Origin of the sequence: Bradyrhizobium diazoefficiens USDA 110 (assembly GCF_000011365.1) — a bacterium.
GTDB lineage: Bacteria > Pseudomonadota > Alphaproteobacteria > Rhizobiales > Xanthobacteraceae > Bradyrhizobium > Bradyrhizobium diazoefficiens.
In genome coordinates, this window is record NC_004463.1 from 3,617,528 (window position 1) to 3,638,201 (window position 20,674).

Annotated in this window: 18 protein-coding genes, 1 pseudogene and 2 riboswitches; of the genes and pseudogenes, 17 read left to right on the forward strand and 2 right to left on the reverse strand. The window is 68.0% G+C overall.

Annotation, left to right across the window (positions count from 1 at the left end):
- The first annotated feature begins 77 nt into the window (after positions 1–77).
- From BJA_RS16175 to cobJ, 7 genes are read left to right on the forward strand one after another with little or no spacing between them, the layout of a single operon-like run.
- On the forward strand, positions 78–452 hold the full coding sequence (locus tag BJA_RS16175) for a DUF1636 family protein (protein WP_011086045.1): 375 nt from the start codon (positions 78–80) through the stop codon (positions 450–452).
- Positions 449–1,498, forward strand: a complete 1,050-nt coding sequence (gene cobW / locus BJA_RS16180) for a cobalamin biosynthesis protein CobW (protein ID WP_011086046.1) — start codon at positions 449–451, stop codon at positions 1,496–1,498. Before BJA_RS16175 ends, cobW begins: the two co-directional genes overlap by 4 nt.
- Positions 1,498–4,746: a cobaltochelatase subunit CobN gene (gene cobN / locus BJA_RS16185; RefSeq protein ID WP_011086047.1), complete on the forward strand. Its 3,249-nt coding sequence runs from the start codon at positions 1,498–1,500 to the stop codon at positions 4,744–4,746. The genes cobW and cobN overlap by 1 nt, the downstream gene beginning before the upstream one ends.
- Positions 4,743–5,906 (forward strand): precorrin-3B synthase, encoded by a 1,164-nt coding sequence (gene cobG, locus BJA_RS16190; protein ID WP_011086048.1) that lies wholly within the window; start codon positions 4,743–4,745, stop codon positions 5,904–5,906. Before cobN ends, cobG begins: the two co-directional genes overlap by 4 nt.
- Positions 5,906–6,535 carry a precorrin-8X methylmutase gene (locus BJA_RS16195; RefSeq protein ID WP_011086049.1) on the forward strand — a complete coding sequence of 210 codons (630 nt, stop codon included), beginning with the start codon at positions 5,906–5,908 and terminating at the stop codon, positions 6,533–6,535. Before cobG ends, BJA_RS16195 begins: the two co-directional genes overlap by 1 nt.
- A gap of 2 nt (positions 6,536–6,537) precedes the next feature.
- Positions 6,538–7,269, forward strand: a complete 732-nt coding sequence (locus tag BJA_RS16200; RefSeq protein WP_011086050.1) for a precorrin-2 C(20)-methyltransferase — start codon at positions 6,538–6,540, stop codon at positions 7,267–7,269.
- Positions 7,266–8,000 carry a precorrin-3B C(17)-methyltransferase gene (gene cobJ / locus BJA_RS16205; RefSeq protein WP_011086051.1) on the forward strand — a complete coding sequence of 245 codons (735 nt, stop codon included), beginning with the start codon at positions 7,266–7,268 and terminating at the stop codon, positions 7,998–8,000. Before BJA_RS16200 ends, cobJ begins: the two co-directional genes overlap by 4 nt.
- Here cobJ and BJA_RS16210 read toward each other — a convergent pair.
- Positions 7,976–8,722 carry a cobalt-precorrin-6A reductase gene (locus tag BJA_RS16210; protein ID WP_011086052.1) on the reverse strand — a complete coding sequence of 249 codons (747 nt, stop codon included), beginning with the start codon at positions 8,720–8,722 and terminating at the stop codon, positions 7,976–7,978. The two genes, cobJ and BJA_RS16210, sit on opposite strands and share 25 nt — an antisense overlap.
- Between BJA_RS16210 and BJA_RS16215 the strand changes: the two genes are divergently transcribed.
- The 8 genes from BJA_RS16215 (at position 8,721) to cobT (ending at position 15,923) form a co-directional block, all read left to right on the forward strand.
- On the forward strand, positions 8,721–9,902 hold the full coding sequence (locus BJA_RS16215) for a bifunctional cobalt-precorrin-7 (C(5))-methyltransferase/cobalt-precorrin-6B (C(15))-methyltransferase (RefSeq protein ID WP_011086053.1): 1,182 nt from the start codon (positions 8,721–8,723) through the stop codon (positions 9,900–9,902). The two genes, BJA_RS16210 and BJA_RS16215, sit on opposite strands and share 2 nt — an antisense overlap.
- Positions 9,899–10,267, forward strand: a complete 369-nt coding sequence (locus tag BJA_RS16220; RefSeq protein ID WP_028172124.1) for a cobalamin biosynthesis protein — start codon at positions 9,899–9,901, stop codon at positions 10,265–10,267. Before BJA_RS16215 ends, BJA_RS16220 begins: the two co-directional genes overlap by 4 nt.
- Positions 10,264–11,046: a precorrin-4 C(11)-methyltransferase gene (cobM, locus tag BJA_RS16225; protein WP_011086055.1), complete on the forward strand. Its 783-nt coding sequence runs from the start codon at positions 10,264–10,266 to the stop codon at positions 11,044–11,046. Before BJA_RS16220 ends, cobM begins: the two co-directional genes overlap by 4 nt.
- A complete protein-coding gene (locus tag BJA_RS16230; protein ID WP_011086056.1) occupies positions 11,046–12,356 on the forward strand; it encodes a cobyrinate a,c-diamide synthase in 1,311 nt (436 codons plus the stop codon). The genes cobM and BJA_RS16230 overlap by 1 nt, the downstream gene beginning before the upstream one ends.
- A complete protein-coding gene (gene cobA, locus BJA_RS16235; RefSeq protein ID WP_011086057.1) occupies positions 12,353–13,084 on the forward strand; it encodes a uroporphyrinogen-III C-methyltransferase in 732 nt (243 codons plus the stop codon). Before BJA_RS16230 ends, cobA begins: the two co-directional genes overlap by 4 nt.
- A gap of 45 nt (positions 13,085–13,129) precedes the next feature.
- Positions 13,130–13,349, forward strand: a riboswitch (cobalamin riboswitch).
- Positions 13,350–13,386: 37 nt separating this feature from the next.
- Positions 13,387–14,064, forward strand: a complete 678-nt coding sequence (locus BJA_RS16240) for an energy-coupling factor ABC transporter permease (RefSeq protein WP_011086058.1) — start codon at positions 13,387–13,389, stop codon at positions 14,062–14,064.
- A gap of 46 nt (positions 14,065–14,110) precedes the next feature.
- Positions 14,111–14,860, forward strand: a complete 750-nt coding sequence (cobF, locus tag BJA_RS16245) for a precorrin-6A synthase (deacetylating) (protein ID WP_011086059.1) — start codon at positions 14,111–14,113, stop codon at positions 14,858–14,860.
- 10 nt (positions 14,861–14,870) lie between these two features.
- Complete coding sequence (cobT, locus tag BJA_RS16250) at positions 14,871–15,923, forward strand: nicotinate-nucleotide--dimethylbenzimidazole phosphoribosyltransferase (protein ID WP_011086060.1); 1,053 nt, start codon at positions 14,871–14,873, stop codon at positions 15,921–15,923.
- Between the two features lie 6 nt (positions 15,924–15,929).
- On the opposite strand, the gene BJA_RS16255 is transcribed toward cobT, so the two are convergent.
- On the reverse strand, positions 15,930–16,502 hold the full coding sequence (locus BJA_RS16255) for a histidine phosphatase family protein (RefSeq protein WP_038966025.1): 573 nt from the start codon (positions 16,500–16,502) through the stop codon (positions 15,930–15,932).
- Between the two features lie 72 nt (positions 16,503–16,574).
- Positions 16,575–16,776: riboswitch (cobalamin riboswitch) on the forward strand.
- Positions 16,777–16,889: 113 nt separating this feature from the next.
- On the opposite strand from BJA_RS16255, the pseudogene BJA_RS16260 reads away from it, so the two are divergent.
- Together BJA_RS16260 and BJA_RS16265 are read left to right on the forward strand one after the other, a co-directional pair.
- A pseudogene (locus tag BJA_RS16260) lies at positions 16,890–19,237 on the forward strand (TonB-dependent receptor).
- A 12-nt stretch (positions 19,238–19,249) separates the two neighbouring features.
- On the forward strand, positions 19,250–20,671 hold the full coding sequence (locus BJA_RS16265; protein ID WP_011086064.1) for a PepSY domain-containing protein: 1,422 nt from the start codon (positions 19,250–19,252) through the stop codon (positions 20,669–20,671).
- Positions 20,672–20,674: the final 3 nt, after the last annotated feature.

The window sequence follows — 20,674 nt, forward strand, 5'->3', positions numbered from 1 at the left end:
CCGCGACGGGGAAACGGACCCTCGCAAGACCGGTTCGTGGGCCTCTTCGCCTCCCGCTGTTTATTCTGGAAGAGGCGATGAGCGTCACACTTCACGTCTGCATTACCTGCCGTGCCGGCGAGACGCTTGGCGAGGGCGAAGTCACGCCGGGCAAGCGCCTTCACGGTGCGATTGTCGACGCCGGCGTGCCCGATGGTGTCACTGTGGTTCCGGTCGAATGCCTGTCGGCATGCAGCCAGGGCTGCTCGGTGGCGCTCAGTGCGCCCGGCCGCTGGTCCTATGTCTATGGCCGCCTGTCGGACGCCAACGCGCGCGACGTGATCGCAGGCGCCGCCGCCTATGCGGCCGCGCCCGACGGCCTTGTGCCCTGGCGCAGCCGTCCCGAGATCTTCCGCAAGCAGTCGCTTGCGCGCATTCCCCCCATTGCCGTCGTGCCGGAGGCCGCCGAATGAACTCGCTCGCAAAAGTCCCGGTCACGGTGGTCACCGGCTTTCTCGGCTCCGGCAAGACGACGCTGATCCAGCATTTGCTCGCCAACCCCAACGGCAAGAAGCTCGCGGTGCTCGTCAACGAGTTCGGCAGCGAGGGCGTCGACGGCCAGATCCTGAAGTCCTGCGCCGATGCCAATTGCCCGGAGGAAAACATCGTCGAGCTCGCCAATGGCTGCATCTGCTGCACCGTTGCCGACGATTTCATCCCGACCATGGAGCTGTTGCTGGCGCGGCCGGTGAGGCCCGATCACATCCTGATCGAGACCTCGGGCCTGGCGCTGCCCAAGCCCTTGCTTAGGGCGTTCGACTGGCCGGAGATCCGTTCGCGCATCACCGTTGACGGTGTGATCGCGCTGGCCGATGCCGAGGCCGTCGCCGCCGGCCGTTTCGCGCCGGACCCGGCCGCAGTGGAAGCGCAGCGGGCGGCGGACGAAAATCTCGATCACGAGACGCCGCTGTCGGAAGTGTTCGAGGACCAGATCGCCTGCGCCGACATCGTGCTGCTGACCAAGGCCGATCTTGCCGGCCCGGCGGGACTCGAAGCGGCCAAGGCTGCCATCACCGCCGAGATGCCGCGCCGCGTGCCGATGCTTGCCGTTACCGACGGCGCGATCGATGCGCGCGTCATCCTCGGTCTCGGTGCCGCCGCCGAGAATGATCTTGCCGCGCGCCCGTCGCATCACGACGGCGAGGAGGAGCATGAGCACGACGATTTTGCGTCCGTCGTGATCGATCTTCCGGAAGTCGGCGACGTCGATGCGCTGGTCGCCTCGGTTCAGCGCCTGGCGCGCGAGCAGAACGTGCTGCGTGCCAAGGGTTACATCGCGGTCGCGGGCAAGCCGATGCGCCTGCTGCTCCAGGCCGTCGGCGAGCGCGTGCGTCACCAGTTCGACAAGCCCTGGGGCGCGCTCGCGCGGCAGTCAAAGCTCGTCGTGATCGGCGAGCACGGCGATATCGACGAGGCCGCGATAAGAGCGGGACTTGGTCTTTCAGGATCTGGCATCTGATGCACGTCGTCTTCCGCGAGAGCCGCGGTCTCGAGGAGACCGCGACGCCAAGGGACATCGGCCAGGACCCGGCCGATCTCGTGGTGCTCTCGTATTCGGATTCCGATCTTGCCGCGTTCGCGGCCGGCTGGCGGCGTGGCCGCGACAGCCTGCCGTCGCTGCGGCTCGCCAATCTCGCCGAACTGCGTCATCCGCTTTCGATCGACACCTACATCGAGCGCACGCTGGCCCAGGCACGCGGCATTCTGGTCCGCCTGATCGGCGGCGAGTCCTATTGGCCCTACGGTCTCGCGGCTCTCCAGCAACTCGCGCAGGCGCGCGGTATCGTGCTCGCCGTGCTGCCGGCCGACGGCCGCGACGACACGCGGCTCGATGCATACTCAACGCTGCCTGTCTCGACGCTGCGCCGGCTCAAGGTGCTCTGCGACACCGGCGGTCCGGTCGCAGCGCAGGCCGCGATTGCGCAACTTGCGCTGGCCTCGGGACTCTATGCCGGTCCGGTCGTCGGCGAGACGACCGTGCCCGAGATGGGCTTTTACGAGCCCGCGCGCGGTGTCATCGCCGTGCCGACCGCCGGCGAGGGCAAGCCTCGCGCGCTGGTGACGTTTTATCGGTCGTACCTGACCGCCGCGGACACCGGCCCGGTCGATGCGCTGATTGCCACGCTGCGCGAGAAGGGATTTGACGCCTATGGCGTGTTCGTCACCTCGCTGAAGGCCGCGGGCGTCGCGGACTGGCTGCGGCTCCAGCTCGTGGAAAATCCTCCGGCCGCGATCGTCAATGCGACCGCGTTCTCCGCGATCGGCGACGACGGCACGACACCGTTCGATGCGGCATCGTGTCCCGTGTTCCAGGTCGCGCTCTCCACCGCGCGGCGCGAGGACTGGGCGGAATCGCTGCGCGGCCTGTCGCCCGGCGACCTCGCGATGCATGTGGTGCTGCCCGAAGTCGACGGCCGCCTGTTTGCGGGGGTGGTGAGTTTCAAGTCGGCTGCGGAACGTGATCCCGACCTGCAATTCGCGCATCTGGCCCATCGCCCGGATCCAGGGCGCGTGAAGGCTATCGCCGCGCGCGTCGCGGCCCGGCAGAAGCTCGTGGTGAAGCCGGCCGGCGAGAAGCGGCTGGCGATCGTGCTGTCCAACTATCCGGGCCGCCCGCACCAGATCGCGCACGCAGTGGGTCTTGACGCGTTGGCCTCGGTCGAAGCCTTGATGTCCGATCTTGCGGGGACCGGCCTCGATGCCGTGCCGGTCCAGGCTCTCGGTGAGACGCTGCTGAGGCGGCAACTCACCTGGAGCGTCGCCGAATACAGCGCGGCGCTCTCGCGTCTTCCGCAATCCTTGCCGGATGATCTCGCGCAAGCCTGGGGCGCGCCGGAGAGCGATCCGAGCTGCCGCGGCGGCGCGTTCCACTTCGCCGCAATCCAATGCGGCAAGTCGATCATCGCGGTTCAGCCGGAACGCGGCGATGCAACCACGCGCGACGCCGACTATCACGATCTCGCCCGCACGCCGCGCCATGCCTATGTCGCGTTCTATCTCTGGCTCCGCCAGCAGGGCTGCGATGCTGTCGTTCACATGGGCGCGCATGGCACGCTGGAATGGCTGCCGGGAAAATCCGTGGCGCTGTCATCGAGCTGCTGGCCGGAAGCCCTGATCGGTGACCTCCCTGTCATCTATCCCTTCATCGTCAACGATCCCGGCGAGGCCGCGCAGGCCAAGCGGCGCATCGGTGCCGTCACCATCGGCCACCTGCCGCCGCCGCTCGAAAAGTCCGCCGTGCCGGATGGCCTGCGCAGGCTCGAACAGCTCCTCGACGAATATTCGACGGCCGATGGTCTCGATCCCGCCCGCCGCCAGCGGCTGATCGCCGCGATCCGGGACGAAGCCCGCGTGGCCGGACTGGAGGACGATCTCGGCCTCGATGCATCGGCAGCGCCAGCCGAAGCGATCCCGCGGATCGACCGCTTCGTCTGCGATCTCAAGGAAAGCCAGTTCGGCGACGGCCTGCACGTGTTCGGCCGCGGCGCCTGCGGCGAAGCGGAGCGGGACGCGCTGCGTGCCGCACTTGCGGGCCGGCGCATCGCGCCGGGGCCGTCGGGCTCGCCCTATCGCGGGCGCCAGGACGTTCTGCCGACGGGACGCAATCTCTTTGCCGTCGATCCGCGCGCCGTGCCGACGCCCTCGGCGCATGCGCAAGGCATCAAGCTCGCGGAAGAGCTGCTTCGCCGCCACTTGCAGGATCACGGCGACTGGCCGAAGGGCCTCGTGGTCGATCTCTGGGGCTCGGCGACAATGCGCACCGCCGGCGAGGAATTCGCGATGGCGCTGCATCTGGCGGGTCTTGCGCCGCGCTGGGATCGCGCCTCCGGCCGCGTCACCGGCTATGACATCATCGCGCCGGCCGAGCTCGGCCGTCCCCGCATCGACGTCACGCTGCGGCTGTCGGGCCTGTTCCGCGATGTCTTCTCCGGCCTCGCCCAGTTGTTCGAAGCGGCGGCCGAGGCGCTCGCCGCGCGCGAGGAGGAGGGCGACGAGAATCCGTACCGACACCGTGCGTCCCGCGTGTTCGCGCCGCGTCCCGGGCAATACGGCGTCGGCCTCTCGGCGATCCCTGATGCCTTCACGGCGGAGACGCGCGATGCGGCCGGCGAGGCCTGGCTGTCGGCGTCGTCCTGGGCGTTCTCCGCCGACGGCGAGATCAAGCCCGATCGCGCCGGCATCGAGAAACGGCTCGCGTCGGCCGATGCTTTCGTCCACGTCCAGGACTTGCCGGAAACCGATCTTCTGCTCGCCGCCGACTATGCCGCGCATGAGGCCGGCGTTGCCGCGGCCGCAGCACATCTCGGCGCGGCGGGACCGTCGCTCTATCATCTCGACGCGACGCGTCCCGATCAGCCGCATGCGCGCACGCTGACGGAGGAAATCTCACGCGTGGTCCGCGCGCGCGCGGCCAATCCGGCCTGGATCGCCGGCATGATGCGCCATGGTTTTCGCGGCGCCGCCGAGATCACCGCGACACTCGAGCACATGGCCGCCTTCGCCCATCTCGCCGGCGCCGTGCCGCCGCATCTGTTCGATCTCTACTACGACGCGACGCTCGGCAACGACGACGTCCGCGCCTTCATGGCCCGCGAGAATTCCGCCGCGCTCGCCGCGATGGAGACGTGCTTCACCCGTCTGCATGAGGCCTCACTCTGGCGAACGCGTCGCAATTCGATCGCGGCAGCGTTGCGGGAGGCGTCATGAGCGCGGCCATGGTCAAGGGCTGGTGCCCCGGCGCGCTGCGGCCGATGCAATCGGGCGACGGGCTCGTGGTCCGCGTGCGCCCGTTCGGCGGCCGGCTCGATGCGGCGCAGATCTCTGGACTGGCGCGTCTGGCCGAACGCCATGGCAACGGCCTGATCGATGTCACCAGCCGCGCCAATCTCCAGATCAGAGGCGTCAGCGAAGGCAGCCACCGGCTGCTGCGCGACGGTCTTTCGCAACTGGCGCTGCTCGATCCCGACGCCGACACCGAATCCCGGCGCAACATCCTGGTGACGCCGTTCTGGCGCGCGGGCGACGAGACCCAGGCGCTTGCCGCCGAGCTCGAGGAGGCGCTCGAGAATAGCGTGCTCGCGCTTCCGACGAAATTCGGCTTTGCCATCGATGACGGCACTTCGCGCGTGCTCGCCGGCGATTCCGCGGATGTGCGGATCGAGCGCGATGGCGCCGGCGGACTGCTGGTGCGGGCCAATGGCGCCAGCCTCGGCCGTTCCGTCGGACGCGGCGAGGCTGTGACCGCCGCCCTCGCGCTCGCAACCTGGTTCGTGACATCAGGCGGTGCCCGGGACGGGCGAGGGCGGATGGCGGCGCATCTTGCCGCTGGCGCAGCCCTGCCTGACGCGTTGCGCGGGGAGGCCGAGCCGGTGCCGATCATGGCTGCGGCGCGCCCCGGTCTTTATCCGCAGGGCGCGATGGTCGGCGTCGCCTTCGGGCAAATGCCGCATGCGACGCTCAGCCAGTTCGCCGGCTGCGGACATGCCCTGCGCATGACGCCGTGGCGGATGGTTCTGAGCGAGGGCAAGCGGACCATGCCGTCCACGCCCGGCCTCATCACCGAGGCCTACGATCCGGCGCTGCGTGTCATCGCCTGCAGCGGCGCGCCGCGTTGCCGCGAGGCGCATGCCGATACCCGCGCGTTGGCGGCAGCGCTCGCGCCGAACATCGGCGCGGCCGCACGACTTCACGTCTCCGGCTGCGCCAAGGGCTGCGCTCATTCTGGTGCGGCCGCGATCACGCTGGTCGCGACCGGCGCCGGCTTCGATCTCGTGCGCGGGGGGTCGACGCGCGACGAGCCCATCCTGCGCGGCTTGAACCGCGATGACATCGTCGGCAATCCCTCCATGCTGATGGGAGGGCACTGATGCCGCATGTCTACGAGACCGACGGCGCGGCGATCTACCGGCAATCCTTTGCGACCATCCGCGCCGAGGCCGATCTTGCCCGCTTCACGCCCGATGAGGAACCGGTCGTCGTGCGGATGATCCATGCCGCCGGCATGGTGGGCCTGGAAGCGCATATCCGCTTCACATCAGGCATGGCGACCGCCGCGCGCGTAGCGTTGCAGAAGGGGGCGCCGATCCTGTGCGATGCGCGCATGGTCTCCGAGGGCATTACGCGCGCTAGACTTCCGGCGGCCAATGCCGTCATCTGCACCCTCGGCGATGCCGCGGTCCCGGCGCTGGCGCAATCCATGCGCAACACCCGCTCGGCCGCGGCGCTGGAGCTGTGGCGGCCGCATCTCGCCGGCGCGATCGTCGCGATCGGCAACGCGCCGACCGCGCTGTTTCATCTCCTCAACATGCTGGAGGACCGCGACTGCCCGCGGCCGGCGGCGATCATCGGTTGTCCGGTCGGCTTCGTCGGCGCGGCTGAATCCAAGGCCGCGCTGATGGCCGATCCGCCGGTGCCGGCGTTGACGGTCGAGGGCCGCCTTGGCGGTTCCGCGATCACCGTTGCGGCCGTGAATGCGCTGGCGAGCCGGAGCGAATAGTCATGGGACGCATCATCTGCTGCGGTCTCGGCCCGGGTGATCCTGACATGATGAGCGTGCGCGCCGATCGTACCGTGCGCGGCGCACAGCACGTGGCCTATTTCCGCAAGAAGGGCAGGCCGGGTCAGGCGCGCCGCATCGTCGAGGGCATGCTCGCCGGCGATGTGACCGAATATCCCATGGAATACCCTGTTACGACCGAGATCGCTTTCGACAGCGCGGAATACGTCCAGTTGCTCGCCGGCTTCTACGACGAATGGGCCGAGCGCCTGGCGCGGCTGGCGCGCGCGGTCGACGTGGTCGTGCTCTGCGAGGGCGACCCCTATTTCTACGGCTCTTTCATGCATCTGCACACGCGCTTGCAGGGACGCGTCGAGATCGAGGTGATCGCGGGCATTCCCGGCATGGTCGGCTGCTGGAATGCCGTCGGCCAGCCGATCGCGCTCGGCGACGACGTGACGACGGTGCTGATGGGCACGCTCGCGGAGGACGAGCTCGAGCGCCGCATGCGGGACTCCGATGCGCTGGTCGTCATGAAGACCGGCCGCAATCTTGCGAAAGTGCGCCGCGCGCTTGCCGCCGCCGGAAGGCTGGACGATGCCTGGCTGGTCGAGCGCGGCACCATGCCGGGCGAGCGCGTCGCGCGGCTCGCCGAGATCGATGCCGCCGACTGTCCCTATTTTGCGATCGTGCTCGTGCACGGCAAGGGCCGGCATCTGGACGCCGCCGAATGACGGGCACGCTGACCATCGCGGGCCTCGGCCCGGGCAGTGACGCGCTGGTGACGCCCGAGGTCTCCGCCGCGCTGGGCTCCGCCACCGATATTCTGGGCTATGCGCCCTATGTCGCGCGCGTGCCGCCGCGACCGGGGCTCACGCTGCATCCATCCGACAACCGCGAGGAGCTCGCGCGAGCGAGCGAGGCGCTGCGCCTGGCCGCCGAAGGCGGGCAGGTCGTCGTCGTCTCCTCCGGCGATCCTGGCGTCTTCGCGATGGCATCGGCCGTGTTCGAGGCGCTCGAGCAGGCGCCGCAATATCGCGAGCTCCCGATCCGCGTGCTGCCCGGCATCACTGCGATGCTGGCGGCGGCCGCGCGTGCCGGCGCGCCGCTCGGCCATGATTTCTGCGCGATCAATCTCTCCGACAATCTCAAGCCATGGGCGCTGATCGAGAAGCGCCTGCGGCTGGCCGCGGAAGCGGATTTCGCGATCGCTCTGTACAATCCGCGTTCGGCGAGCCGGCCGGAAGGATTTGGCCGCGCGTTGGCCGTGCTGAAGGACGCCGGCTGCGGCGAGCGGCTCGTGATCTTCGCGCGCGCGATCAGCGCATCCGACGAGACGATCGAGACCGTCACGCTCAACGCGGCGCGGCCCGAGATGGCCGACATGCGAACGCTGGTGATCGTCGGCAACTCGCAGACGCGCCGTGTCGGCCGCTGGATCTATGCGCCGAGGCAGGTGCGATGACCAAGCCACTGCATGATCTCGGCCACGCTCTCGACCCGCTGGCGCTCGGGCAACTCCGGCCGCGCGATCATGATCACGGGCAGGCCGAGCGTGCGGGCCGCGTCGATCTTGGCGCGCGCGCCATCGCCGCCGGAATTGCGGGCGACGATCCATATGACGCCGCGCGTACGCAGCATCTCCAGCTCGCCATCAAGCGTGAACGGTCCGCGCGACACGATCACGTCAGCCGGGAAGGGCAGCGGCGCTTCGGGCGGATCGACGAAGCGCAGTGTGTAGGCGTGCTGCGGTTTATTCCCGAACGGCGCGATGTGCTGGCGGCCGATGGCGAGGAACACGTTTGCCGGCGACTCGGGCAGAGCGGCGACCGCTGCATCGACGTCGCCGACCTCGATCCAGTTGTCACCGGGTGTTTTAGCCCAGGGGGTGCGTTCGAGCGCGATCAACGGCGTGCCGGTTTCCGCGCATGCCGCGACGGCGTTGCGGCTCATCTCGGCAGCGAAAGGATGCGTCGCGTCGATCACATGCGTGATGCCTTCACGGCGAATGTAATCGGCGAGCCCGCACACGCCGCCGAAGCCGCCGACGCGGGTCGGCAGCGGCTGGTCGGCAGGCGCACGGGTGCGGCCGCCATAGGAATAGACGGCATCCATGCTGGCGTGCGCGATCTCCGCGGCAAGCTGACTCGCATCGCTCGTTCCGCCCAGAATGAGGGCGCGTGTCATGGCTGATCCCTGGCTGACCATCATCGGTATCGGCGAAGATGGCCTTGCCGGGCTGTCGGACGCAAGCCGAAAGGCGCTGCGTGAGGCCGAAACCATCTTCGGTGGTGAGCGTCATCTCGCGCTTGCCGGTGTGACCGGGCGCGGCCATCCGTGGCCGGTGCCGTTCGATGCGGAGGCCGTGCTCAGCCGCCGCGGCCGGCCGACCGCGGTGCTGGCCTCCGGCGATCCGTTCTGGCACGGCGCCGGCGCAAGCCTTGCCGAGAAGCTTGAGGCGGGTGAGTGGGTCGCACATTCTGCGCCGTCGACATTCTCGCTCGCCGCTGCGCGGCTCGGCTGGCGTCTTGAATCCGTCGTCTGCCTCGGTCTCCACGCCGCGCCCTTCGAGCGCCTCGTGCCACACCTTGCGCCTGGCGCGCGCATCATTTGCCTCGTGCGTGACGGCAAGGCCGCAGGCGACCTTGCAAAGTGGCTGAGCGAGCGCGGATGGGGCGCCTCGGCATTCTGGACTCTCGCCGCGCTCGGCGGGCCACGCGAAAGCATTGCGGAACATCGTGCCGATGGTTTTACTGGCGATCTCGCCGGAAACCTGGTCGCGGTGGCCGTGGAGGCGAAGGGAGCTCAGGGCATTCCTCGCAGCTCGGGACTTCCCGACGATCTCTTCGCTCATGACGGCCAGATCACCAAGCGGCCGGTGCGTGCGCTCGCGATTTCTGCGCTGGCACCACGCCCGGGCGAACGGTTGTGGGATATCGGCGCCGGATCGGGTTCGATCTCGGTCGAGTGGGCGCTTTGCGGCGGGACGGCGACGGCAATCGAGATGCGCGAAGATCGCGCCGCGAATATCCGCAGCAATGCGGCGGCGTTCGGATTGGCGCATCGGATCGCTGTTGTCACGGGCCGTGCGCCAGAGGCTCTCGCCGGGCTGGACGCGCCGGATGCGGTCTTCTTCGGCGGCGGTCTCGATAGCGCGATGTTCGATGCCATCTGGTCGCGCATCGGGGCAGGCACACGGCTCGTTGCGCATGCGGTGACGCTGGAGACGGAAGCGCTGCTTGGCGAACTGCACCAGCGCCACGGCGGCGAGTTGATGCGGGTCGAGATCGCCCATGCCGGCCCGCTCGGCCGCTACCGATCCTGGGAAGCGGCGCGTCCCGTGGTGCAGTGGAGTGCGGTCCGATGAAGGTCGCCGGGCTCGGATTCAGGCAGGATGTCACGCTGGCCTCGTTGCGTGAGGCGCTGCTGGCGGCGGGCGGCGCTGAAGACCTTGCGGCGGTGGCGACCGTCAGCGACAAGGCCGATGTAGAAGCGCTGCAGCAGCTCGCGCGCGAATGCGGTGTGCCGATCAGGGCGGTGTCGCCCGAGGTGCTGGCCGGCATCGACACGCCGACGCAGTCCAGGCTCATCGCGGAAAAGTTCGGGACCGGATCGGTCGCCGAAGCCGCGGCGCTCGCCGCGGCCGGCCCTCGCGCCCGATTGATTGCGACCCGGGTGATTTCGCAGGACCGTACCGCGACGGCCGCGATCGCGGAAGGAGACGGTGCATGACGGTGCATTTCATCGGCGCCGGGCCGGGTGCTCCCGATCTGCTGACGTTGCGCGGACGCGACCTGATCGCCGCCTGTCCGGTCTGCCTCTATGCCGGCTCGCTGGTGCCTGAGGGCGTGCTGGCGCATTGCCCGCCGGGCGCGCACATCGTCAACACCGCGCCGTTGTCGCTTGACGAGATCATCGCGGAGATCGCCGCCGCGCATGCGGACGGCAAGGACATCGCGCGGCTGCATTCCGGCGATCTCTCGATCTGGTCGGCGATGGGCGAGCAGCTCCGCCGTCTCCGTACGCTTGACATTCCCTTCACCGTGACGCCCGGCGTTCCGTCTTTCTCGGCCGCCGCCGCGGCACTCGAGGTGGAGCTGACTTTGCCGGGGCTCGCTCAGACCGTGGTGCTGACGCGCACGCCGGGCCGCGCCAGTGCGATGCCCGAAGGGGAGAAGCTCGCCGCCTTCGCTGCGACCGGTGCGACACTCGCCATCCATCTGTCGATCCATCTGCTCGACCAGGTGATTGCGGAGCTGCTGCCTCACTACGGCGCGGATTGCCCGGTCGCCATCGTCTGGCGCGCGAGCTGGCCGGACCAGTGCATCGTCCGCGCCACGCTTGCGACGCTCGATGCCGCCGTCGGCGCCGAGATGGAACGCACCGCGCTCATTCTCGTCGGCAAGACGCTTGGCGCCGCGGATTTCGACGAGAGCCGCCTCTATGCCGCCGACTACGACCGCCGCTATCGGCCGGTCGGCGCCGAGCCGCGCTTTCCGGAGGCCTCCTGATGCCGGCAGGGCTCGTCATCTCCGCGCCTGCCTCCGGTGTCGGCAAGACGACGCTGACGCTGGCGCTCGCGCGCGCCTGGCGCAATCGCGGACTGAGCGTGCAGTGTTTCAAGAGCGGGCCCGACTATATCGACCCCGCCTTCCATGCCGCTGCGACGGGCCGCGCCTCCGTCAACGTCGATAGCTGGGCGATGGATCGCGGGGGAATCGCGCATCTCGTCGGCCGCGGCGCCGACGCCGATGTCGTGCTTGCCGAGGGCTCGATGGGTCTGTTCGACGGCGTCGCCGCGCGTGGCGTCTCCGGCACAGGCGCCACCGCCGACATTGCGGAGATGCTGGGTTGGCCGGTGCTGCTGGTGATAGATCCCTCGGGACAGGCGCAGACGGCGGCGGCGATCGCTGCGGGCCTTCGCGACTACCGCCCGGGCGTGCGCCTTGCCGGCGTCGTGCTCAATCGCGTCGCCAGCCCGCGCCATGAAGACCTCGTACGGCGCGCGCTTGACGACGCCGGTATCGCCGTGTTCGGCGCGCTGCCGCGCCATGCCGAGATCAGCCTGCCGAAGCGGCATCTCGGCCTGGTGCAGGCCGAGGAGCAGGCGGAGATCGGAAAACTGATCGACGAGGCCGCGCGTTTCGTCGCCGAGCATGTCGATCTCGATGCGGTGCTGCAATCGGCTGCCGCCTGGGCGCCGCAACCCGCTGCGAACGGTCTGAACGTGACGCCGCCCGGGCAGCGCATTGCGCTTGCCCGCGATGCGGCATTCTCGTTCGTCTATCCGCATATGCTGGAAGCCTGGCGCGCGGCGGGTGCCGACATCTCGACCTTCTCGCCGCTTGCCGATGAGGCGCCCGACGCGAGCGCCGATGTCTGCTGGCTGCCCGGCGGCTATCCCGAGCTTCATGCCGGGAAGATCGCCGCCAATGCGCGCTTTTGTAGCGGCTTGCGCGCCTTCGCCGAGACACGACCGGTGCATGGTGAATGCGGAGGCTATATGGTGCTCGGAACCGCTTTGACCGACGCCGACGGTGTCCGCCATGAGATGGCGGGCCTGCTCGGCCTGGAGACGAGCTTTGCCAAACGCCGCATGCATCTGGGCTATCGTCTCGCCGAACTCGCCGCACCGATGCCGGGACATAGCCCCGGCGCGCGCCTGCGCGGCCACGAATTCCACTATTCGACGATTGCCGCCCAGCCCGACATGCCGCTCGCGGTGGTGCACGACGCGACCGGTGCGGTCATCGCCGAGACCGGTTCGCGCCGAGGCAATGCCACCGGCACGTTCTTCCATCTGATCGCGGAGGACCGGTGAGCGGTTTTGTCTCCTTCATCTCCGCCGGTCCCGGCGACCCCGAGCTTCTCACGCTCAAGGGTGCCGCGCGGCTGCGCGAGGCCGATGTCGTGCTTTATGACGACCTCGCGTCCGGCGCGATTCTCGATCTCGCCCGTCCCGGCGCCAATCTCGTTGCGGTCGGGAAACGGGCCGGGCGGCCCTCGACCAAGCAGCATCACGTCAACCGCCTGCTGGTCGATTATGCCGCGACCGGCGCGCGCGTGGTGCGGTTGAAGTCGGGCGACGCCGGCATCTTCGGACGGCTCGAGGAGGAGCTCGAAACGCTGCGCGAGGCCGGCATCGGCTACGAGATCGTTCCCGGCGTCACCTCGGCCTGCGTGGCCGCTGCGCAAGCCGGCATCCCCCTGACCCGGCGCCACACCTCGCGTCGCGTGCAGTTCGTGACCGGAGCCGACGTCACCGGCGAGCTGCCGCAAAACCTGAACTGGGCGGCACTGGCCGATCCGGAGGCGACTACCGTGGTCTATATGGGCCGCCGCACCTTTCCGGCGCTTGCCGCAAAATTGATCGCGCACGGCCTCGCGCCGACCACCCCGGCGCTGTTCGCCGAATCCCTCGGCCGCCCCGACGAGCGGCTGGTCCGCACCACGATTGCCGAGCTTGCCGAGCAGCTTGCGCGGGGCGGGGCTGCCTCGACGGCCGCCGTGATCCTGTTCGGCGCACTGGCGGGAGAATACCCGTCATGACGGCCACCGCCGCCGTTCGGCCCTTGACGCAGGCTGCGCGAAAGGGGCACACAGGACGGGCATGGTGCTCGAGGTGGCGCAAAGCGCCGGAGCATAATCGGGAATGGGGATGGGCGGACCCAGTTGCGGCGCCCAAAACCCCAGCCGCCCCCGCGACTGTAAGCGGTGAGGGGCTCCGAACCGCCACTGGGCCGCAAGGTCCGGGAAGGCCGGAGAACCCCAGTGAACCGCGAGCCAGGAGACCGGCCGTGCATGTTTTGAGGCCAAGGCCGTCGGGTGTGACGGCAGGAAAGGACTGAGCCATGCATATCGAACCCGGAGTCGTCACGGGCGCCAAGCTCGCGTTGAGTTACGCAACCGGCATCGCCGCAGGCGGCGTTGCGCTGAAGCTCGCGGCTGAGACCGTGCGCGAGCAGGGCATCACGTCGTTCGCGGCGCGGACACTCGCCACCACGGGCCTCGTGTTCACCTTCTTCGAGATCCTGCCGCACTTCCCGGTCGGCGTGTCCGAAGTGCACTTCATCCTCGGCTCGACCTTGTTCCTGCTGTTCGGTGCTGCGCCCGCGGCCTTCGGCCTCGCGCTCGGCCTGCTGTTCCAGGGCGTGCTCTTCGAGCCGGCCGACCTGCCGCAATACGGCATGAACGTCACCACGCTGCTGGTGCCGCTGTTCGCGATCCAGGCGATCGCCACGCGGATCATTGCCCGCAACACCGCCTATGTCGATCTCAGGTATCGCCAGGCGCTGGCGCTTTCGACGACCTATCAGGCCGGCGTCATCGGCTGGGTGGCGTTCTGGGCGCTCTATGGCTCCGGTTTTGCCATGACCAACCTCGTCAACATCGCGACTTTCGCGGCCTCCTATGCGCTCGTCATCGTGATCGAGCCGCTGGCCGATCTCGCCGTGCTGGCGCTGGCGAAGTCGCTGCGCGGCGTCACCGCGCCCGGCCTCGTCACCCCGCGCCTGCACAACGCGGCCTGAGAGACAAGCGAAAGGGCGGCCGTCATGGCCGCCCTTCGCGAACACGATGCTCGCGCTCTCCCTGATAGGCATCGGTTGCGGCGATCCCGAGCAGCTCACGCACGCCGCGACCCGCGCCATCAACGCAGCCGATCTCGTTCTGATCCCGCGCAAGGGGAGCGCAAAGTCCGATCTCGCCGATCTCAGGCGGACGATCTGCGCGGATGTGCTGACCAGCGACAACACGCGCATCGCCGAGTTCGATCTTCCCGTGCGCGACGCAGGCGAGGCGGACTACCGCAAGGGCGTGGACGATTGGCACGATGCGGTCGCCGCGAAATGGTCGCAGACCATCACGAGCCATCTCGAAGGGGATGGCAGGGTCGCGCTGCTAATCTGGGGCGATCCGTCGCTCTACGATTCCTCGCTGCGCATTGCGGGCCGGCTCGATCCCTTGCCGGAGATCGAGGTCATCCCCGGCATCACTTCGATCCAGGCGTTGTGCGCGGCGCATGCGCTGCCGCTCAACGACATCGGCGAGCCCTTTCTGGTCACGACAGGCCGCCGCTTGCGTGAAGGCGGCTGGCCGGTAAGCGCAGACACCGTGGTCGTGATGCTCGATGGCGGCACGGCGTTTCAGTCGCTCGATCCGGTCGGGCTCCAGATCTGGTGGGGCGCCTATCTCGGCATGCCCGATCAGATCATCATGTCCGGCGCGCTGGCCGAGGTGGGCCCGCGCATCGCCGCGCTGCGGCAGGAGGCGCGCGAGCGGCACGGCTGGATCATGGACTGCTACATCCTCAAGCGCAGGCCGTAAGCGAGGCAGCATGCTCCCCGAATGGGTCTACCATAAGTGCCCCGAAATCTCCGCGGTCCATCGCGACGCGGCGATCGTGCGGCAGGCGCAACTGACGAAGCCGACCGGCGCGCTCGGCCGGCTCGAGCAACTCGCGATCGAGCTCGCGGGCCTGCAAGCGACCGAGCAGCCACGCGCGGCACGCGTGCCGATCATCATCTTCGCGGGCGACCACGGCATCGTTGCGCAAGGCGTGTCGGCCTATCCGCAAGCCGTGACCATCGCGATGATGGCAAATTTTGCTTCGGGCGGCGCCGCGATCTCGGTGCTGGCGCGCGAGTTGGGTTCGCACCTGGAAGTCGTTGACGCCGGCACGCTGTCGCAAGACGAGATGATAGGCATCGTCACCGACAGGCCGCGCCATGGCACGCGCGATTTCAGCGTCGAGGCTGCGCTCACGCTTGCAGAGCTGGCCTTCGCCTTCGAGGCCGGCGAGCGTGCGGTTGCGCGCGCGGCAGCCAGCCAGCCCGATCTTCTGATCTTCGGCGAGATGGGCATCGGCAACACCACGACCTCGGCGGCGATCGCGGCGAGTCTGCTCGGCGTGAGCGCCGAGGAAATCGCGGGCAGCGGCACCGGCGTCGATGCCGCCGGCCGTGCGCACAAGGCGCGCGTGATCGATGCCGCGATTGTGCGTCATGGCGTTGCGGCTGCATCGCCCGAAAAAATCCTGTGCGCCGTCGGCGGCCTCGAGATCGCGGCCATCTGCGGGGCCATCATTGCGGCCGCGCAGCGCCGCATTCCCGTATTGATCGACGGCTTCATCGTGTCGGTCGCGGCGCTGGCGGCCGTGCGCCTCAATCCGTCGTGCCAGCCTTTCCTGCTGCCCTCGCATCAATCGGCGGAGCAGGGGCATCGGCTGGTGCTTCGCGCACTGAACGTGCAGCCGCTGATCAGCCTCGATCTCAGGCTCGGCGAGGGATCGGGCGCCGCCATCGCGCTGCCGCTGGTGCGATCGGCCTGTGCGCTTCACAACGGCATGGCGACGTTCGCGCAGGCCAATGTGCCGGATCGCCCGGCCTGATCCGGCTCACACCACGCGCTGATTGACCGACACGACGCGCCAGCCGGTCGCGAGCCGGTCGATCCTGGTCAGCGACAGCGGATCGATCACGAAGCGCAAGGCGGATTGCGGCGCAAGATCCAGCGCGATGCACAGTGCGGCGCGGATTGTGCCGGAATGCACGACGAGCGTAGCTGGCCCGGCTCCGATCCGTGACAGCCCATGCCGGACGCGCGCGACCTGATCCTCAAAGCTTTCACCTCCCGGTGGCCGCGCGTGCGCCGGATCGCCCCAGAATTGCGCATAGGCTTCGCCGCCGCTCGCGGCGAGTTCGTCATGTCGCCGGCCGGTCCAGTCGCCGAAATCCTGTTCGCTGAAGTTGCCCACCAGATCCGGTTCGAGCCCCAGCGCGCGCGCCGTCTCGACCGTGCGCCGCGACGGGCTGGCATAGCTCGCAGAGTCCCGCGGCAGGCGCTGCCGCAACGCCTGCAGTTGCGCGCGATCGCCGAGATCGGCGGGCGCGTCCGGCGCGTGAATCGTCCCCGCGACGCCGTCGACGGGTGCATGGCGTATCAGCCAGAGGAAGGTCTCGCCTTCCATGCTTATCTCCAAGGAAGTTGGTCGCTGTGGCAATAACGCCGCAACTGCCACATTGACTCTGTCTCGATCGTAATCCTAGATGCTCGCGACGGTTTCCCCCGAGAGGGGATGAAAAGGGAATGCGGTGCGGGGATGTTTCCCCAATGCCGCGGCTGCCCCCGCAACTGTAAGCGGATAATCCTTCGTCAGAAGCCACTGGGTCCTCGGTCCCGGGAAGGCGACGAAGTGGTGACGACCCGCGAGCCAGGAGACCTGCCGTCAGCCGTGGTCACACGCGAAGATGTCGGTCGGGGAGTACAGACATTCGGCTTCATCGGAGGGCTGACAAGCCCAGGGTGAGACCTCGTTCGCTGTGACGTGCCACTGACGTCATACCGAGGTCCCGCTGTGTCTTCCATCCGTATTGTACGATCGCGCCGATTCCTGCTCGCCTCTGCTGCTCTCACGTCGTTTACAGTCGCCGACCTGCCCGCCGCGCTGGCGCAGCAGGTCCGCGAACCGCTGCCGCCTGTCGAGGTGTCGCCCGCCCAGTCCCGCAAGCCGGCCAAGCCGGCTGCCCGGGACGCGCAGAGTGCGCGCCGCGCAGCAGCACGCAGGCCAGTGGTCGCATCGGCGGCGCCCAAGCCCGCCGTGCCGGCCGCGGGGGCGCCAACGCCGCTCAACAGCAATGCGGTGGCTGAGAGCGCCTCGCGTCTCGGCCTCACCGTGCGCGAGACGCCCGCGACCGTCGAGGTGATCTCGGCCGAGACCATGCGCGAGCAGGGCTATCGCACCGTGTCCGAGGTGGCGCAGGGCGCAGTCGGCGTCACCTCCGGCGACGCGCCGGGGGAGCCGGCGGGCTTCTCGATGCGCGGCTTCACCAACAGCCAGATCAACACGCTCTACAACGGCATCAAGATCGGCCCGCAGAACATGACCTCGCGGATCATGGACACCGCCAATCTGGAGGCCGTCGAATTCCTGAAGGGCCCGGCCTCGCTGATCTCGGGCGAGGGCGCCGCCGGCGGCTCGATCAACCTCGTCACCAAGCAGCCGCACACCGGAGCGATCCGCAACGAGGCAGACTTCTCGTACGACTCCCTGAACTCGTTCCGCGCGCATTACGGCTCGGGCGGCAGCACCAACGTTCAGGGCCTCGACTACCGCTTCGACATCAGCCGCTCCTCGCTCAACGGCTTTGTCGACGACACCAACACCAAGACGCTCGACGTGTCCGGCCAGCTCAACTACCGCATCTCCGACAGCCTCAAGGTCTGGGGTGCGATCGAGTACCGCGAGGATCGCGGGAAGGCCTATTGGGGCGCGCCGCTGGTGCCGATCGCTTTCAGCGGCTCGCATGCGACGACGGGGATTGTTTCCGGCACCTACTTCAACAGGACCGACCTCGGGGCCGTCACGATCGATGACCGCACCTTCAACACCAACTACAACGTTCTCGACAACCGAAACGTAGCGCAAGAGGTCTGGTTGCGCGGCGGCTTCGAGCTGAAACTGGCGCCGGACCTGACGCTGAAGAGTCAGGCCTATGGCTACGGCGCGGAGCGGTCGTGGTTCAACAACGAGATCGAGGCGTTCGATTCCACGAAAAACCAAGTGTATCGCGAGCGCTTCTATGTCGCGCACAGCCAGCGCCTTGTCGGCAATATCACCGACCTGATCTGGGACACGAACATCGCAGGCTTCGACAACCGGCTGGTCACGACGCTGTCGTCGAGCTATCTGACTTCGTCAGGCCAGGCGCGGCGAAATTCCCGAACGACTATGTTCCGCTGGTCGATTTCGATCGTGGCTATTACGGACTGCTCGCGACCAAGCAGCAGACCGCGCGCATCGACAACGAGGCGCTGTCGTTCGAGGACCGGCTGAAGCTGACGCGGACCTTCGCGCTGATCGGCGGGCTGCGCGTCGAGCATATCGGGCTCGACCGCAACTCGACCGACGAGAACGGTCTGGTGAACGCGGGCTTTCCGTTCACCAAGGACTGGGCGCCGGTGACGGGACGCATCGGCTACACCTGGGAGGCCGTTCCGGGCCTCACCTTCTTCAGCCAGTACGCGACCGGCGCTGATATCTCCGCCAACAACATCTTCCTGCTGCTGCCGACCCAGCCGCTGGACCTCACGACCGCGCGGACCTACGAGACCGGCGTCAAGCACCTGTTCTGGGACAACCGGGCGGAGTGGTCGTTCTCGGCCTACGACATCCTGCGCAAGAACGTCTATGCGGCGGCCGGCGGGCAGGCGCTCAATATTGCGGGACGGCAGGAGTCGAAGGGCGTCGAGCTCGCCGCCTCGGTGCGGCCGATCGAGCCCCTTCGGCTGTGGGGCAACATCGCTTATGTCGATGCGCGCTATGCCGACTACAATTTCGTCGGCGGATCGTTCTCGGGCAACACGCCGCCGAACGTGCCGCGCATCGTTGCCAATGCTGGCGCCTCGTACCGCTTCTTCACGCCGTGGCCGGTTGAAGTCGGCATCACCGGCCGTCATGTCGGCGACCGCTACAATACCGATGCCAACACGGTGACGATGAAGGCGTATACCGTCGCCGACGTCTATGCCTTCGTCGACATTCCCAAGACGGTATTCAACGCGGTCGATCAGGCTCGCCTGACCTTCCGCGTGCGCAACATCGCCGACAAGCGCTACGCGATATGGGGCGATCCGTTCTATCCCGACCAGATCTTGCTGGGCGCGCCGCGAACCTATGAACTCTCGGCCGCATTCAAATGGTAGGGCGCTGACCACATGATGGGCGCGATCGTCCTGCTGCATCGCTGGCTCGGGATCGCGTTCTGCCTGCTGTTCGCGATGTGGTTCGCGACGGGAATCGTGATGCACTTCGTTCCGTTTCCATCGCTGACGGAAGCAGAGCGGATTGCCGGTCTCGCGCCGGTGGATCGTACGGAGGTGAGGATCGGCGTTGCCGATGCCGTGGCCGCGAGCGGCATCGCCGATGCTACGCGCCTGCGCCTGATTCAGCGGAGCGATGGGCCGGTCTATGTCGTGTCGGGGTCCTCGCACCTTCGCGCGGTTCGCGCGACAGACGGACAGGATGCATCGGTGCGGTCGCCCGAGGCCGCGCTCGCCATCGCGCAGGTGCATGCGCGCCAACGCGGGCTCGATGCCGCGCATGCGGCTGTCGTTGCGCAGGCGGACTACGACCAGTGGAGCGTGCCGAACGGCTTTGATCGTCACCGGCCCTTGTTTCGCGTGGCCCTCGGAGATGCGGCCGGAACGGAGCTCTACGTCTCGTCGCGCACCGGCGAGGTTGTGCTGGATACGACGCGAAGCGAGCGCGGCTGGAACCTCGTCGGCAGCGTCCTGCACTGGATCTATCCGACGGTCCTCAGGAGCAACTGGGCGCTGTGGGACGGCGTGGTCTGGACGCTGTCGCTGTTGGCGCTGATTGCAGCCATGCTGGGTGCAGTGCTCGGAATCGTGCGGTCCAGGATGCGAAGATACCGGATCTCCTCGCCTTATCGCGGCTGGCACGCCCTTCATCATATCATCGGCCTCGTGGCGACCGTCTTCGTGCTGACGTGGATCTTCAGTGGATGGCTCTCCATGGATCACGGCCGGCTGTTCTCGCGAGGGCAGCTGACCCCGGCCGAAGCCGGCGTGATCGATGCATCGCCGGACTGGACGACCGCCCCATCGGCGGAACGGAAGCGAATATCGCCCTCGGCCCGAGAGGTCGAATGGTTTGCCGTTGACGGCAGCCTCTATCGACGCGAGCGGATTGGTCTCGAGAAACAGGTTGTGGTTGGGCCCGACAGTGAGGAGGCGCCGATCGTCAGTGCGCGGGTGATCGGGAGCATGGTGACGAAGCTTGCGACAGCCTGCAATGCGCCGTCTATTCTCGCGGATAGCGACGATTATCCCGCGCAGTCCGTCGTTCCCGGTGGACCCGTCTACCGTTCCCGCTGCGGCGGCCTCTGGTTCGACATCGACAGCGCCGACGGCCGTGTGCTGCAAAGGCTGGATGCGTCGCGGCGAGCCTATCGCTGGTTCTACGGCGCGCTGCACACGCTAGATTTTCCAGTCCTGCAGGCGCATCCGCGTTTGCGCGATGTCCTGATCGTGGGCCTCTGCGCGCTCGGACTGGTGTTCTCCATCACCGGCATCGTCATCGGCTGGTGGCGGTTGCGTCTGTCTTTCGTCAGCTAGGAC

What these genes read in the sequence shown, in the direction of transcription:
- BJA_RS16175 (WP_011086045.1), top strand. Translation starts at nt 78, where the DNA reads ATGAGCGTCACACTTCACGTCTGCATTACCTGCCGTGCCGGCGAGACG.
- cobW (WP_011086046.1), top strand. Translation starts at nt 449, where the DNA reads ATGAACTCGCTCGCAAAAGTCCCGGTCACGGTGGTCACCGGCTTTCTC.
- cobN (WP_011086047.1), top strand. Translation starts at nt 1,498, where the DNA reads ATGCACGTCGTCTTCCGCGAGAGCCGCGGTCTCGAGGAGACCGCGACG.
- cobG (WP_011086048.1), top strand. Translation starts at nt 4,743, where the DNA reads ATGAGCGCGGCCATGGTCAAGGGCTGGTGCCCCGGCGCGCTGCGGCCG.
- BJA_RS16195 (WP_011086049.1), top strand. Translation starts at nt 5,906, where the DNA reads ATGCCGCATGTCTACGAGACCGACGGCGCGGCGATCTACCGGCAATCC.
- BJA_RS16200 (WP_011086050.1), top strand. Translation starts at nt 6,538, where the DNA reads ATGGGACGCATCATCTGCTGCGGTCTCGGCCCGGGTGATCCTGACATG.
- cobJ (WP_011086051.1), top strand. Translation starts at nt 7,266, where the DNA reads ATGACGGGCACGCTGACCATCGCGGGCCTCGGCCCGGGCAGTGACGCG.
- BJA_RS16215 (WP_011086053.1), top strand. Translation starts at nt 8,721, where the DNA reads ATGGCTGATCCCTGGCTGACCATCATCGGTATCGGCGAAGATGGCCTT.
- BJA_RS16210 (WP_011086052.1), bottom strand. Translation starts at nt 8,722, where the DNA reads ATGACACGCGCCCTCATTCTGGGCGGAACGAGCGATGCGAGTCAGCTT.
- BJA_RS16220 (WP_028172124.1), top strand. Translation starts at nt 9,899, where the DNA reads ATGAAGGTCGCCGGGCTCGGATTCAGGCAGGATGTCACGCTGGCCTCG.
- cobM (WP_011086055.1), top strand. Translation starts at nt 10,264, where the DNA reads ATGACGGTGCATTTCATCGGCGCCGGGCCGGGTGCTCCCGATCTGCTG.
- BJA_RS16230 (WP_011086056.1), top strand. Translation starts at nt 11,046, where the DNA reads ATGCCGGCAGGGCTCGTCATCTCCGCGCCTGCCTCCGGTGTCGGCAAG.
- BJA_RS16240 (WP_011086058.1), top strand. Translation starts at nt 13,387, where the DNA reads ATGCATATCGAACCCGGAGTCGTCACGGGCGCCAAGCTCGCGTTGAGT.
- cobF (WP_011086059.1), top strand. Translation starts at nt 14,111, where the DNA reads ATGCTCGCGCTCTCCCTGATAGGCATCGGTTGCGGCGATCCCGAGCAG.
- cobT (WP_011086060.1), top strand. Translation starts at nt 14,871, where the DNA reads ATGCTCCCCGAATGGGTCTACCATAAGTGCCCCGAAATCTCCGCGGTC.
- BJA_RS16255 (WP_038966025.1), bottom strand. Translation starts at nt 16,502, where the DNA reads ATGGAAGGCGAGACCTTCCTCTGGCTGATACGCCATGCACCCGTCGAC.
- BJA_RS16265 (WP_011086064.1), top strand. Translation starts at nt 19,250, where the DNA reads ATGATGGGCGCGATCGTCCTGCTGCATCGCTGGCTCGGGATCGCGTTC.